The sequence below is a fragment of the Sphingobium sp. AS12 genome (genome assembly GCF_019097845.1).
Classification (GTDB): domain Bacteria; phylum Pseudomonadota; class Alphaproteobacteria; order Sphingomonadales; family Sphingomonadaceae; genus Sphingobium.
In genome coordinates this window covers 38,897-52,573 of sequence record NZ_JAHRGM010000085.1, presented here as the reverse complement: position 1 = coordinate 52,573, position 13,677 = coordinate 38,897, and the positions used below count along the sequence as shown (strand labels likewise).

At 63.5% G+C, this 13,677-nt stretch carries 17 protein-coding genes; 4 read left to right on the top strand and 13 right to left on the bottom strand.

The annotated features are described in order from the left end of the window. The first annotated feature begins 61 nt into the window (after positions 1–61). Positions 62–1,288 (top strand): TIGR04063 family PEP-CTERM/XrtA system glycosyltransferase, encoded by a 1,227-nt coding sequence (locus tag KRZ98_RS22420; RefSeq protein ID WP_217675401.1) that lies wholly within the window; start codon positions 62–64, stop codon positions 1,286–1,288. Between the two features lie 59 nt (positions 1,289–1,347). After that, positions 1,348–2,211, top strand: a complete 864-nt coding sequence (locus KRZ98_RS22415; protein WP_217675514.1) for a hypothetical protein — start codon at positions 1,348–1,350, stop codon at positions 2,209–2,211. A gap of 4 nt (positions 2,212–2,215) precedes the next feature. Here the strand turns inward: KRZ98_RS22415 and KRZ98_RS22410 are convergent, their stop codons facing one another. Together KRZ98_RS22410 and KRZ98_RS24325 are read right to left on the bottom strand one after the other, a co-directional pair. Beyond that, positions 2,216–2,587, bottom strand: coding sequence for a hypothetical protein (locus KRZ98_RS22410; protein WP_217675400.1), 372 nt, complete (start codon positions 2,585–2,587; stop codon positions 2,216–2,218). Further along, positions 2,584–2,769 (bottom strand): hypothetical protein, encoded by a 186-nt coding sequence (locus tag KRZ98_RS24325; RefSeq protein WP_254798793.1) that lies wholly within the window; start codon positions 2,767–2,769, stop codon positions 2,584–2,586. The genes KRZ98_RS22410 and KRZ98_RS24325 overlap by 4 nt, the downstream gene beginning before the upstream one ends. Before the next feature lie 115 nt (positions 2,770–2,884). Between KRZ98_RS24325 and KRZ98_RS22405 the strand changes: the two genes are divergently transcribed. Together KRZ98_RS22405 and KRZ98_RS22400 are read left to right on the top strand one after the other, a co-directional pair. Beyond that, entirely contained in the window at positions 2,885–3,553 is a 669-nt protein-coding gene (locus KRZ98_RS22405) for a S24 family peptidase (RefSeq protein WP_217675399.1), read from the top strand. 41 nt (positions 3,554–3,594) lie between these two features. Next, positions 3,595–4,512, top strand: coding sequence for an XdhC family protein (locus tag KRZ98_RS22400; protein WP_217675398.1), 918 nt, complete (start codon positions 3,595–3,597; stop codon positions 4,510–4,512). A gap of 171 nt (positions 4,513–4,683) precedes the next feature. Here the strand turns inward: KRZ98_RS22400 and KRZ98_RS22395 are convergent, their stop codons facing one another. The 11 genes from KRZ98_RS22395 to KRZ98_RS22345 all read right to left on the bottom strand — a co-directional run bounded on the left by KRZ98_RS22395 (position 4,684) and on the right by KRZ98_RS22345 (position 13,610). Continuing rightward, on the bottom strand, positions 4,684–4,869 hold the full coding sequence (locus tag KRZ98_RS22395) for a YbdD/YjiX family protein (protein ID WP_217675397.1): 186 nt from the start codon (positions 4,867–4,869) through the stop codon (positions 4,684–4,686). Further along, positions 4,866–6,914, bottom strand: a complete 2,049-nt coding sequence (locus KRZ98_RS22390) for a carbon starvation CstA family protein (RefSeq protein WP_217675513.1) — start codon at positions 6,912–6,914, stop codon at positions 4,866–4,868. The genes KRZ98_RS22395 and KRZ98_RS22390 overlap by 4 nt, the downstream gene beginning before the upstream one ends. Before the next feature lie 70 nt (positions 6,915–6,984). Next, positions 6,985–7,389: a DoxX family protein gene (locus KRZ98_RS22385; RefSeq protein ID WP_368389863.1), complete on the bottom strand. Its 405-nt coding sequence runs from the start codon at positions 7,387–7,389 to the stop codon at positions 6,985–6,987. Continuing rightward, entirely contained in the window at positions 7,386–7,688 is a 303-nt protein-coding gene (locus KRZ98_RS22380; RefSeq protein WP_217675396.1) for an alkylphosphonate utilization protein, read from the bottom strand. Before KRZ98_RS22380 ends, KRZ98_RS22385 begins: the two co-directional genes overlap by 4 nt. Positions 7,689–7,938: 250 nt before the next feature. Further along, on the bottom strand, positions 7,939–8,586 hold the full coding sequence (gene yihA / locus KRZ98_RS22375) for a ribosome biogenesis GTP-binding protein YihA/YsxC (protein ID WP_217675395.1): 648 nt from the start codon (positions 8,584–8,586) through the stop codon (positions 7,939–7,941). A 197-nt stretch (positions 8,587–8,783) separates the two neighbouring features. Next, entirely contained in the window at positions 8,784–10,487 is a 1,704-nt protein-coding gene (gene yidC, locus KRZ98_RS22370) for a membrane protein insertase YidC (protein WP_217675394.1), read from the bottom strand. 30 nt (positions 10,488–10,517) lie between these two features. Beyond that, positions 10,518–10,730 carry a membrane protein insertion efficiency factor YidD gene (gene yidD, locus KRZ98_RS22365; RefSeq protein ID WP_217675393.1) on the bottom strand — a complete coding sequence of 71 codons (213 nt, stop codon included), beginning with the start codon at positions 10,728–10,730 and terminating at the stop codon, positions 10,518–10,520. Further along, entirely contained in the window at positions 10,727–11,119 is a 393-nt protein-coding gene (rnpA, locus tag KRZ98_RS22360) for a ribonuclease P protein component (protein ID WP_217675392.1), read from the bottom strand. The genes yidD and rnpA overlap by 4 nt, the downstream gene beginning before the upstream one ends. 32 nt (positions 11,120–11,151) lie before the next feature. Then, complete coding sequence (rpmH, locus tag KRZ98_RS22355; RefSeq protein ID WP_006959075.1) at positions 11,152–11,286, bottom strand: 50S ribosomal protein L34; 135 nt, start codon at positions 11,284–11,286, stop codon at positions 11,152–11,154. Between the two features lie 205 nt (positions 11,287–11,491). Continuing rightward, the gene (locus tag KRZ98_RS22350) at positions 11,492–12,259 is read right to left on the bottom strand and encodes a DsbA family protein (protein ID WP_217675391.1); all 768 of its coding nucleotides are present in this window, start codon (positions 12,257–12,259) and stop codon (positions 11,492–11,494) included. A gap of 1 nt (position 12,260) precedes the next feature. Next, positions 12,261–13,610 (bottom strand): M48 family metalloprotease, encoded by a 1,350-nt coding sequence (locus tag KRZ98_RS22345; protein WP_217675390.1) that lies wholly within the window; start codon positions 13,608–13,610, stop codon positions 12,261–12,263. Positions 13,611–13,677: the final 67 nt, after the last annotated feature.

Below are 13,677 nucleotides of genomic sequence, written 5' to 3'. Positions count from 1 at the left end.
CCCTCCCTAACGCGACACAGTTGACGGGCCGTTAAACCTTTTGTGGTTAAGTCCATGAGCTATGACCCATATTCTTCATGTGCTGGACCACAGCCTGCCGCTGCACAGCGGCTACACCTTCCGCACCCGCGCCATCCTGCGGGCGCAGCTGGCCAGGGGCTGGGAGGTGCGCGGCATAACCGGGCATCGCCACAGCGCGACGGGACCGCTGGAGGAGCTGGTCGATGGCCTCCATTTCCACCGCACCCCCGGCGCGCCCGCCACCGGCAATCCGGTGCTGCGCGAATGGCGCGACATTGCCGCTCATGCCGACGCGATCGAGGCGCTGGTGCAGCAATGGCGGCCTGACATCATCCACGCCCATTCGCCCGTGCTGAACGCCATCGCCGCGCAGCGCGTGGCCAAGCGCCATGGCATCCCCCTGGTCTATGAAATCCGTGCTTTCTGGGAGGATGCGGCGGTCGGCAACGGCACCGGGACGGAGGGCAGCCCGCGCTACTGGCTGACCCGTCAGCTCGAAACCCATGCGGTGCGCAATGCCGATGCGGTGGCGGTCATCTGCGAAGGGTTGCGCAGCGATCTCGCCACGCGCGGAATCGACCCGGCCAAGATCATCGTGTCGCCCAATGGCGTCGATATGGACCAGTTCGGCACGCCGGTCGCGCGCAACCCCGCGTTGACGGCGCAACTGGGCCTTGAAGGGGCGGACGTGGTCGGCTTCATCGGCAGCTTCTATGATTATGAAGGACTGGACGATCTGATCGCCGCGATGCCGCGACTCGTCCGCGCCCGGCCAAAAGCCAAGTTGCTGCTGGTGGGTGGCGGACCATGCGATCAGGTGCTGCGCGATCAGGCGCTCGCTTCCCCCTTTGCCGACCATATCGTCTTTGTCGGGCGGGTGCCCCACGATCAGGTCGAAAACTATTATGCCCAGATCGACATATTGGCCTATCCGCGCAAGGCGATGCGGCTGACCGATCTGGTCACGCCCCTAAAGCCGCTCGAAGCCATGGCGCAGGGGCAGCTGGTCGCCGCGTCCAGCGTCGGCGGCCATCGTGAACTGATCGAGGATGGCGTCACCGGCACGCTCTTCCCGCCCGATGATCCGGCCGGCATGGCCGCGGCGTTGGCTGGCCTGTTTGCCGATCGCACGATCTGGGACGAACGACGCGCGCTAGCCCGCGCCTTTGTCGAGCGTGAGCGTAACTGGTCATCAAACATTTTGCGTTACGAACCTGTTTACCAGCGGCTGCTGGCGCGTCCTGCCGGCACGCGCGCGGCGGCGTGAGCGAGGGTTGAAGAAGCAAAGTGGCCATGAAGGCAGCACAGACAAGGGGGATCGCCATCATGGCGCTGGGCGGCCTGGCCGCGGCGCTGTTGGTGCTGTGGATTCCGGTCGGGCTGATCGAAATGGTCGTGGCGTCGAGCGGCCTGTCGGAAAGCTTGCCCGCCGCTGCGCCGCCGCTGGGGTTGAAAGCCCGGCTGCTGCTGGCGGGCTTTGCCACGCTGATGGCAGTGGGACTGATGGGGATGATGCGCCGGCAGGACCGGCCAGCTGAACAAGAAGGACGCAAGTTGCGCGTCCAGGGAGCAAGAACAATGGGTTTCGCCTTTTCCAAACTGACCGCGCTGGCGCGGGGACGTGCTGCCCCTGTCGATGACGCCATTCCATCGCTGCGCCGCGCCGATGCGCATCCCGATGCACCCGCCCGCGCGCCGATCTTCGCCAGCCGCGACTTCAACGGTCTCGACATTTTTGCCCGCCCCGACGCGATCCGCAGGCCGTTGGTGATGCATCCCGAACCGGAGCAGGACGCCATCGTCCCGTCCGCCGGTCTGGTCATGCCCAGCGCGCCCTTGCCGATCGCCGAGGACGAATTGCCCCAGCCCACCTTCCAGCGGCCCGCCGCGCCGCTGGTCGAGCCGGACGTGGCGGACGAAGCACCGCAAGACGTAGCGCCCGTCACGCTCCCGCCGCTCGATCCCATCCCCACCCAAGGTCTGTCGATCACCGAACTGACCCAGCGGCTGGAACGCGGCCTCGCGCTGCGCAGCCGCGCCCCGGCGGCGGAAGCAGGCGCCGTGCGGGTTATCGCCGACATGCCGGTCACGCCCGCCGTGCCGGTGCGCGACATGGTCGCACAGGACGCCGACGACGCCCTGCGCGCTGCGCTCGGTGCATTGCGCAGCATGGCTGGCCGGGGGCGCTAGCCTCCTACCAGTCCTCGATCGTCAGCGCGGACAGCTCCAGCCAGATTTCATCCTCGCCCTCCCGCACCTCATCTATGGTGATGTCGGCGACGAAATGGCCAAGCAATTGCCATTCCGCGCTCTCTATGCCTTCGACAAAATCGCAGCGCCGCGTCGCGACCTTCGCGCCCGACAGGCGCAGCGCGATGACGTGGCGACGCCCCTCGAACAGGGCGCTCGCCCAGGGGCGGCTCACCGCGCGCTCGATCGTGGTCGGCGCGCCAGCGCGCTTGAGCAGTTGCTCGAGCAGACGCGGCAACGGGTCGCGCTGGGTTTTTCCTATCGGTTTGTTTCGGACCAGATTTTCAGGCCGAAATCCATGATGCACGCTTGTCATTGGCTGATGCTCCTGCGATATGTGTTCATGAAATGTTCTACTCGTCTCCTCACGCGGTCCCCCGGCTCGCGCCCTTGGCGCAGGTCGAAAACCAGCCGTGGATCGCGCGTGCTGGCGCGACCGAAGGTGGTCGGCGGCATGTCATATTGGCGAAGGAATCGTTCGATCGCGTGCAACAGCATCGGCTTCTTTCTCCCCTGTTGGACCGACTCGCCCGCTGCAAGTCGATAGGTATATTCCTATCTCTAAGCCAATTTCCTACTTGTCTAGGAAAATTCCTATCATTATGGACTGGATATGGATGAATCGCAGAACGCCCGGATCGCGCTGGATCGGCTGATTGCCGAACGGGGGGAAAATTATGCCGATCTGTCCCGGCTGATCGGCCGCAACCCTGCCTATATCCAGCAATTCATCAAACGGGGCACCCCGCGCAAACTGGACGAGGCGGACCGGCATGTGCTGGCACGCTATTTTGGCGTGGCCGAACAGATGTTGGGGGGCAGTGCCGCGCCGGTGGCTATCCCCGCCCGCACGCGGGGGATGCCCGCTGTCGTGGCGGTGCCGCGCCTGGCGCTGGGCGCATCGGCGGGCGTCGGCACGCTGGACGACGATGAGCGCGCCGCCGGCGTGATGGCGTTCGACGCTCATTGGCTCCGCCATCTGGGGGTAAGGCCGCAGCGCGTGTCGATCATCCGGGTCGATGGCGAATCGATGGCCCCGACGCTCAGCGATGGCGACGATATCATGGTCGATCATGACGATGACGCCACCCGGCTGCGCGACGGCGTCTATGTGTTGCGGCTCGACGGGGTGCTGATGGTCAAGCGGATCGCGATGGGACCATTACGCGGGCGCTTCAGCGTCGTCAGCGACAATCTCCATTATCCCGACTGGACCGATATCGACCCGGCGTTGGTGGATATTGTCGGGCGGGTCGTCTGGACCGGCAGGCGTCTGGTCTAACGCGTCAGTTATTCCTATCTGTGCGCTAAAGGAGTCTTGATTTGAACGATAATGGCGCGGTGATCCGCAAGGCTGTCGAATGGCGCGGCGCGAAGCTGGCGCTGGCGACGGTTGTATCGACATGGGGTTCCGCCCCGCGCCCGCGCGGCAGCCATATGATCGTGCATCAGGACGGACGCTTTGAAGGCAGCATATCGGGCGGCTGCGTCGAAAGTGACGTGCTGCACCGCGCGGCCGAGGTGATTGCCGGTCGCGCCGCCCATGTCGCCACTTATGGCGTGGCCGATGGCGATGCATGGGAAGTCGGCCTGCCCTGCGGCGGGGAGATTGCCGTCTTGGTCCAACCCGTGGGGGAGGATGGCTTTGCCCCCGACCTGTTCGACCGGATCGAGGCCGCCAGCGCACGGGGCCGGGCGCTTACGCTTGCGACCGATCTTGCCAGCGGGGTCACCCGCGAACAGGCGGGCGAGGGCGATTTCCTCAACCGCTATGATCCGCCGCGCCGCCTGCTGATCGTCGGCGCGGTGCAGATCGCCCAGTCGCTGGTCCCGCTGGCGCAGGCGATCGGCGTGACCCCGGTGGTGATCGATCCGCGCGGGCGGTTCCTGACCACGGAACGCTTCCCCGGCGTTGAACTCGACGATCGCTGGCCCGACGAAGCCATCGTCGCGCGCTTTCCCGGCGAATCGACCGCGGTGGTGACGCTCAGCCACGACATCAAGATTGACGACCCGGCGCTGGTCGCGGCCCTGCGCGCGCCCACTGGCTATGTCGCCGCGCTCGGATCACGCAAGAGCCATTCCGCACGGCTGGAGCGGCTGGCTGGGCAGGGCTTCGGCGCGGATGATCTCGCGCGAATCGACGGCCCGGCGGGGCTGGATATCGGCGCGATCGGCGCGGCGGAAATTGCGCTGTCGATCACGGCAGGGATGGTAGCGGGCTTCAACGCCCGGCGCTGAAATAAACTGCCCCCTGCCGCAAGGGATGGGGCAGGGGACACATCCCTCACGCTGTCGGGCTAAAAGGACGCTGCCGCCTAGCAGGATGATCGCACAGATCAATCCTGTTTTGCACTTGGCCTGTAACTTTCTGTCCCAGATTGATATTTTACAGTAGTAATATTACGCGGATCAGCAGCATTTTCCGCCATTTTTGCCGCCGTAGCGCGCTTCCTGCCTGTCGCGAAAAAACTGCGTCCGGTCCATCGCGGGCTGATCGGGATGATGGGTCAGCATATGGCGTAGATAGGCGTCATAGTCGGGCATCCCGACCATCAGCCGCGCGGTCTGCCGCAGCATGGTCAGAAATCCACTCATTCCGCCGGCACCAGTTGCGCGGGAATTTCGCGCGCCGTCGGCGCTGCGATTCGCCGCGCAGCCATGCACGTGCGGATGGTAAAGACCAGCAGCGCCAGCACGACCGACAGGAAGAGCGCGACCAGTGCCGCATCGACCCGGTCGTTGAAGATGATCCGCTCCATCTCCGCCATCGATTTGGCCGGGGCCAGCACCTCGCCCGAGTCTGCCGCTGCGCTGAATTTGGCGGCATGAGCCAAGAAACCGACCTTGGCATCGGCGGAGAACAGCTTGAGCCATCCTGCCGACAGGGTGCAAACCAGCAGCCAGGCGGTCGGGATCATCGTCACCCAGGCGAAACGGTCGCGCTTCATGCGGAACAGCACCGCCGTCCCCAGCATCAGCGCGATCGCCGCCAGCATCTGATTGGAAATGCCGAACACCGGCCATAACGTATTCACACCGCCCAACGGATCGGTGACCCCCTGATGCAGGAAGAAGCCCCAGGCCGCGACCGTCAGCGCGGTGGCGACGATGCCCGGCATATGGCCCTTGCTCTCCTTGAAGCTTGGCACCGCCAGCCCGATCAGATCCTGCAACATGAAGCGCCCGGCGCGCGTGCCTGCGTCCACCGCCGTCAGGATGAACAGCGCCTCGAAAAGAATTGCGAAATGATACCAAAAGGCCTTCATCGCCGGGCCGCCGACAACGTGGCTGAATATCTCCGCCATCGCCACGGCAAGCGTCGGCGCGCCGCCCGCGCGGCTGATGATGCTATGTTCGCCGACATCTTTGGCTGTCTGGGTGATCAGCTCCGGCGAGATCGGAAAGCCCATCGCAGTGACGGCGGCCGATGCGCTGGCCGCATCGGTGCCGATCAGCGCGGCGGGGCTATTCATCGTGAAATAGATGCCGGGGTCCAGGATCGACGCGCCAACCAGCGCCATGATCGCCACGAATGCCTCCATCAGCATCGCGCCATAGCCGATCACCGGCGCATGACCCTCGCTCGCGATCAGCTTGGGCGTGGTGCCGCTGGAAATCAGCGCATGGAAACCCGACACCGCGCCACAGGCGATGGTGATGAACAGGAAGGGAAACAGGCCACCGGCCCATACCGGTCCGCCGCCATCAATAAACTGCGTCAGCGCCGGCATTTTGAGCGGAGGAGCCATGATGACGATGCCGATGGCCAGAGCCGCGATCGCCCCGATCTTGAGGAAGGTGGACAGATAATCGCGAGGCGCGAGCAGCAGCCATACCGGCAGGACCGACGCTACCGCGCCATAGCCGATCAATATCCAGCAGAGCGTCAGCGGCGTGAAGGTAAATAGCGGTCCCCAAAAGGGTGAAGCCGCCACCGCCTGCCCATAGACGATCGCGGCCAGCAAACCGACCAGCCCCAGCAATGACACCTCACCGATCCGCCCCGGCCTGATCCAGCGTGTATAAGCCCCCATGATCATCGCCAGTGGCACGGTCGCAGCCACCGTGAACATGCCCCACGGACTCTCTGCCAGCGCCTTGACCACGATCAGCGCCAGCACCGCCAAGATGATGACCATGATCATGAAAGCGCCGAACAGGGCGATCGTCCCGGCCCATTGCCCCATTTCCATGCGGATCAGTTCGCCCAGCGACTTGCCGTCGCGGCGTATGGAAATGAACAGGATCATGAAATCCTGCACCGCGCCTGCCAGCACGACCCCAACGATGATCCAGAGCGTGCCGGGCAGATAGCCCATCTGCGCCGCCAGCACCGGGCCGACCAGCGGCCCCGCGCCTGCAATCGCCGCGAAATGATGGCCGAACAGGACCGTGCGGTCGGTCGCGACATAGTCCAGCCCATCGGCGCGGCGCAGCGCCGGGGTGGGCCGCGACGGATCGAGCCGCATCACCTTCGTTGCGATGAACAGCGCATAATAGCGATAGGCGACCAGAAAGCAGCTGACCGCAGCGACGACGATCCACAGCGCATTGACCGCCTCGCCCCGCGACACCGCAACAACACTCAGCGCCACCGCGCCGATGATAGCGATGGCTATCCAGGGAAGATGCCGGGTCATCATGCTCTCTCACGCTCGTCAGTAGGGAAGGCCGCACAGTAGGGCGCTGAACCGGAAAGACAATCGCTGGCTAATCGCGCCGGGCAAAGGGCCAGTCGATGACATGGGCCGCCCACAGTGCCCACCAGATGATCAGCGGCTGCAATGCCAGGCGCGGGCCATGATAGGCCCAGCCCAGATGCACGCCACCAATCGCTATATCATGGACAGCATGGTTGATATTGGCAGGCCACACGCACAGCGCATAGAGCGCCAGACCAACGCCCGCCGCCCTGCGCAACCCCGGCACCATCAGCCCGACCGCACCCGCAATCTCGGCCAGCCCCGTCAGGAAAATCACCGTGACAGGGTAGGGCACCCAGCCCGGCGTAATCGCGATGAAGCCACCAGGCGACCGCAAATGCGCGACCCCCGCGACCAGATAGGCCAGCGCCAGCACCCATCGCGCGATTCTGCGGGCGCGGCTCTCGATCACCGCTTACGCACAAATTCGGCGCGCAGCACCAGCCCCTTGATCCCGTCAAACTTGCAGTCGATCTCCTGCGCGTCTCCGGTCAGCCGGATCGACTTGATCAGCGTTCCGCGCTTCAGCGTCTGGCCCGCGCCCTTGACCGTCAGATCCTTGATCAACGTCACCTGATCGCCATCGGCCAGTACATTGCCAACCGAATCGCGCACTTCGACATTGTTCGGCTCACTGTCGGCCTGCAACGCATCGGCGGCGCTGATCCACTCGCCGGTCGCTTCGTCATAGACATAATCGTCGTCGGCCATGGTCAATTCCTAAATGCAGTTCGATCGAGACTGTCCAGGCATCTTCCCGTTGTGAGCAGGGCTATCGAATATGAAACTGTCCCGTCCTTCATCGTCATCCTGAACTTGTTTCAGGATCCATTTCTCGTCACGAACAACCGCTTTTGGGGCATGATGGATGCTGAAACAAGTTCAGCATGACGTTTGTGGATAACGGAAAGCCATACGCAATAGCCCTGCCTCGCAGGAGAAAATTCTTTGCGTGGACCTTTTATCCGATCGTCACCGCTTCCAGCACGGCCGCGCGAAGTTCGGGAATGCCCATGCCTTTCTCGCTGGACGTGGCGATGATCTCGGGATGGGCGGCGGGACGCTTGCGGATCGCTTGCGCGGTCTGGTCGGTCACGGCGGCCAGTTCGCTCGCCTTGATCTTGTCCGCCTTGGTCAGGATGATGCGATAGCTCACCGCCGCGCCGTCCAGCATGTCCAGCATGTCGGTATCGACCTCCTTGATGCCGTGGCGGCTGTCGATCAGCACCAGCGCCCGCTTCAAGGCCGCGCGGCCGCGCAGATAGTCGTTCACCAGGAACTTCCATTTGCGCACCACATCCTTGGGAGCCTTGGCATAGCCATAGCCCGGCATGTCGACCAGGCGGAAGCGCAGCGGATCGCCCACGTCAAAGAAATTCAATTCCTGCGTCCGCCCCGGCGTGTTCGACGTGCGCGCCAGATTGTTGCGGTTGGTCAGCGCGTTGAGCAGCGATGATTTGCCGACATTGGACCGGCCCGCAAACGCCACTTCGTTGACCGCCATGTCGGGCAGAAATTCCAGCGTAGGCGCGGATTTCAGGAAGGTGATCGGCCCGGAAAAGGTCTTGCGCGCTTCTTCCGTCAGGTCGGTGTGGTCTTGTTCGCTCATATATATCTCCGTTCGCCCTGAGTAGCCGCTGAGCCCTTCGACTGCCTGCTTGCAGCAGGCGCTCAGGATAAACTTCACCGGTGGTGAAGTCGAAGCGGCGTATCGAAGGGCCGAAGGCCGCGCGATGCTTCGATACGGGCCTTCGACTTCGCTCAGTCCCTACTCAGCACGAACGGGGACTTTTAGATTTGGCCTGTCTACTTCGCGACCGCCGCGTTCAGCACGGGATGTTTGCGGTACAGCCACCATTGTTGCGCCATCGACAGGCAGTTGTTGGTGATCCAGTACACCAGCAGACCCGCCGCGAACGGCGCCATGATGAACATCATCATCCACGGCATGATCGAGAAGATCTGCTGCTGCATCGGGTCCATCTGCGCGGGGTTCAGCTTGAACTGCAACCACATCGAAATGCCCAGCAGCACTGCCAGCACGCCGATCGCCAGGAAGGATGGCGGGGTGAAGGGCAGCAGGCCAAACAGGTTCAGGATATGCAGCGGATCGGGCGCGGACAGATCCTTGATCCACAGCACGAACGGCTGGTGCCGCATTTCGATCGTCAGCATCAGCACCTTGTAGAGCGCGAAGAAGATCGGAATCTGGATGAAGATGGGCAGGCATCCGGCCAGCGGATTGACCTTCTCCGTCTTGTACAGCGCCATCATCTCCTGCTGGAGCTTGGGCTTGTCGTCCTTATACTTCTCCTGCAGCGCCTTCATCTTGGGCTGCACCGCGCGCATCGCCGCCATGCTGGCGAACTGGCGCTGGGCGACCGGGAACATCAGGCCGCGCACCACGAAGGTCAGGCAGATGATGGCCACGCCGAAATTGCCCAGCGTCTCGAACAGCCAGTGGAGCAGGGCGAAAATCGGCTGCTCGAACCAGTAGAACCAGCCCCAGTCGATCGCGCGATCGAACAGCTTGACGCCGTCACGCTCATAGGCCTGGAGCGTCTTGACCTCCTTGGCCCCGACGAACAGGCGCAGCGTCTGCGTGACCGCCTTGCCCGGTGCCAGCATCGTCGAATCGAGCGCGACATCGGCCTGATATTGGATGCCAGCGCCTTTACGGAATTGCGCCGCGACATCGGCATCCTTGCCCGGCACCAGCGCCGACAACCAATATTTGTCGGTAAAGCCGATCCAGCCGCCCTTGGACTGGAAATCGCGGGTGGACGGACCTTCGTCCAGATCCTTGTAGTTCACATCATAATTGGCCGCATTGTTGAACACGCCCATCGGGCCGATATGGATGGTCCAGGTATCGGGGTCCTTGGGAATGCTGCTGCGGCTGATATAGCCATAGGGCTTCACGCCCACCGCGCCAGCGCCGCTGTTCGACACTTTTTGCGCGGCGGAGATCATGTAATTTTCATCGACGCTCAGGCGGATCTCGAACGTCTGGCCAGCGCCATTATTCCAGCTCAGCGTAACGGGGCTGGTCGGGGTCAGTTCGCCGCCCTGCGCGGTCCAGACTGTGTCCTTGTTCGGCGTTTTCAGCCCTTCGCCCTGCCAGCCGAAACCGGCGAAATAGGCGTCCTGTGTGCCAGCGGGGCTGTAGAGCCGTACGGCGGGCGAATCCTTGGCGATCGTCTCGCTATAGGTCGGCAGCACGATGTCATCGATGCGCGCGCCCTTCAGGTTGATCGACCCGTCCAGCTTGGGCGTGCGAATGGGGATGCGCGGGCTTTCCTTCAGAACCAGCGCCCGGTCGCGAATCGCGGTCACGCTGTCGGCGGCGGGGTCCGCTGCGGGGTTGGCGACCGCTGTCGTCTTGCCCCCCTCGATCTTCGTTGCGGGCGGATTGGCCGCCGGGAAGAAATAGGTCGAGACATAGGGCCAGCCGAACAGGATCGCCGCGGTCAGCAGCACCGCCAGAATGATATTCTTCTTGTCGTCCACGTTGTTCGGCTCCGCCGTCTTATATCTGTGTCAGGGGACCGGATCATAGCCCGAACCGCCCCATGGGTGGCATCGCATTAGCCGCTTACCCGTCAACCAGCTACCCTTGATCGCGCCATATTTGCGCACCGCTTGGATCGCATATTCGGAGCAGGACGGAGCATAGCGGCAGGAAGGGGGCAGGATGCGCGAAGGGCCGATCTGCCAGAAGCGCGCGATCAGGATAAGGAGGCGGGCAATCATTTGCCGACCTTCCCCTTGCCCCGGCCATGACCGGCACGCGCCCCATTGCGCGGCGGCGCATCACCGGGCTGGGCGCGCGCAATCTTGCGCAACGCCTTTTCCAGTTCGGTGCGCAGCAGGGCGAAATCGCGTTCCTTGCCACCGTCACGGCCAATCAGCACATGATCGGCACCGGCATAGCCATGCAGCGGCAACGATTCGCGTGCGAGAACGCGAAAGCGGCGCTTCATCCGGTTACGGATGACGGCGCCGCCAATCTTTTTTGTGACCGTGATGCCAAAGCGCATCGCCGGATCGCCATCGTCGCGTTCGCGCACCAGCAGGACGAATCCCGGCATGGGTGCGCGCTTGCCGCGATTGGCCGCCAGGAAATCGGCCCGCTTGCCCATGATGGCAGGCGCAGCCGAAGGCGGCCCTTCGATCAGGCGCTCAGGCTCTTGCGGCCGCGCGCACGACGGGCGCGGATGATGTTGCGGCCGCCGGGGGTCGCCATGCGGGCGCGATAACCGTGACGGCGCTTCCGAACCAGATTGCTCGGCTGAAAAGTGCGCTTCATCGTTCATTCCTCAAAAAACAACTAGAGAATCGGGCGTGACAAAAAAGGGCCGCCAAAGCAGCGGCCGCATGTTCAGGGGGCGTCCGATAGGCAAATAGGGGGGGGAAGTCAATGGGGCGAAGCCATCCAGCATCCATTCGGTTCGAGCCTTTCAAGACCCCTTTGCGGGCGGTTCTCGACAGGCTCGAACCGAACGGAGACGGGATTACTTCCCCCGCGCCGCCGCGACGCCGCTCTTTAGCGCGTCGAAGCCGACCGCGCCGTTCAGCACTTGGTGGCCAATCACGAAGGTCGGCGTGCCGCTTGCCTGCAATTTCTGGGCAAGCGCGATGTTGGACTGGATTTCGGCGTCATATTTGCTCGATGTGATCGCGGCTTCCGCGTCAGCCTTGCTGATCCCCGCCTTTGCCGCCGCCGCGACGATCGTATCGCGCGTCACCTTGCCCGCGCCATAGAGCGCCTTGTGATAGGCCATATATTGGCCACGCTCGGCCGCCAGCAGTGATACTTTGGCCGCGTCGCTGCTTTCTTCCGACAGGATCGGCAATTCGCGATACACGACCTTCACCTTCGCGTCCGACCCGACCAGCTTGGCAAGATCGGGCAGCGACGCGCGGCAATAGCCGCAGGCATAGTCGAAAAATTCGACCACCGTGACGTCGGCATTGGCCGCGCCTTCCCACGCCCCGGCATAGGGTTTTTCCAGCGCCCCGCGATTGTCGGAAATCGTCCCCGACATCCGCTTGGCCTGCAATTTCTCGATCGCCTGCGGGATGATCTCAGGATGCTCAAGAATATAGTCGTGAACGATCTTTTCGATCGCGCTCTTGTCCGTGGCAGTCACGCCAGCGGGAGCCTGCACGGCCAATGCGGTCCCGGCGGCCGCCGCGATAAAGGCGAAAGCGCCAAGGGTCATCTGGATCATCCTGTTGGAAAGGGCCGCGCGGAATGTCGGCCGGTTTTGCTGCGTCATCTTATCGTTTCTTCCGCTGCTGCTCGATCGCGGCGCGCGATACCATGGCGATATCCTGCGCCCGCAGATAGTCAACCGTGCCCGGTTTCAGCCCCTGCATCGCCGCGTCGGCGCTGCGCAGCGCCATCGGATGTTCGCCGATCATCGCATAGCGTTCCGCCGTCGCCAGCGCCGCGCGGGGCGTATCGCCGCGCCGTTCATAGACGACGCCCAGTTGATACCATGCGAAGGGATTTTCCCGGTCGCGCGCCACCGCCAGCCGCAGCACCTGCTCGGCCTCGGCAAAATTCGCCTCATCCTCGGTCGCGATCAGCGCATGGGCCAGCAGCACCGAAATCAGCGGCTGGTTGGTGAGCCGCACCGCTTCGCGCAGCGGCGCAACCGCGTCCCTGGGGCGGCCGCTTTCGAGCAATATCTGCCCCTTGAGCTCCAGAAAATAGGGATCGTCCGGTGCTGCCGCCAACAGCGCTTCGGCCTCATAAAGGGCGCGCTGCGGATAGGCGCTTTTGTGCCAGGCATAGGCTCTGGCATAATGGGCCGGGATCGACTGGTCGCTTTCGGGATATTTCTGCAACGTCTGGGTCGGTTCGGATACGAAGCCGACCAGCTTGGCCTTGATCCGCTCGAACCGTTGCTCCAGCGCCCGGTCGACCGGCTTGTCCCATGCGGGGTCAACCGTATAGACCTCGCGCAGCACATTGATCCGCTCACCCGACAGCGGATGGGTGCGGCCATAACTATTGTCCTGCGGGATCGCGAGACGATATTCCTGATTTTGCAGCTTCTTGAAAAATTCCAGGCTGCCCCGGCCACTGACGCCCGCCGCGCTCAGATAGCGCGCACCGGCCAGATCGGCGGAGCTTTCCTGCCCGCGCGAGAAAGCGAGGAATTTGCTCATCGCAGCTTGCTGGCCCAGCCCCATGATGCCCATGCCCGCTTCCGCGCCGCCCGCCGCGATGGCGGCGGCACCCAGCACCAGGCTCAGCAGCGTGACGCCCGTCGCCTCGCGAATCCCCTCGCCAAAACGGACGACATGGCCGCCTTCGATATGGCCCAGTTCATGTGCGACCACGCCCTGCAACTGGTTCACATTGTCGGCCTGCGCGATCAGCCCGCTATGCACCCACACATATTGGCCGCCAGCGACAAAGGCGTTGATTTCGGGATCGTTGATCACCAGCACCTGGACATTGCGCGGGTCCATCCCCGCCGCCTTGACCAAAGGCGCGGACATGTCGGCCATGAAGGCCTCGGTCTCGGCATCGCGCAAGATGCTCTGCGCCAGCGCCGGGCGCGCCATCAGCATGAACGCGCCCATCAGCAGGGCAAGCCATCGGAACAGTCGGACCATCACGTGCCGCCACTGCCATGCAGGCCATGAACCGCCGGTGAAGCGTCGGCCCAAACGAAAAACGCCG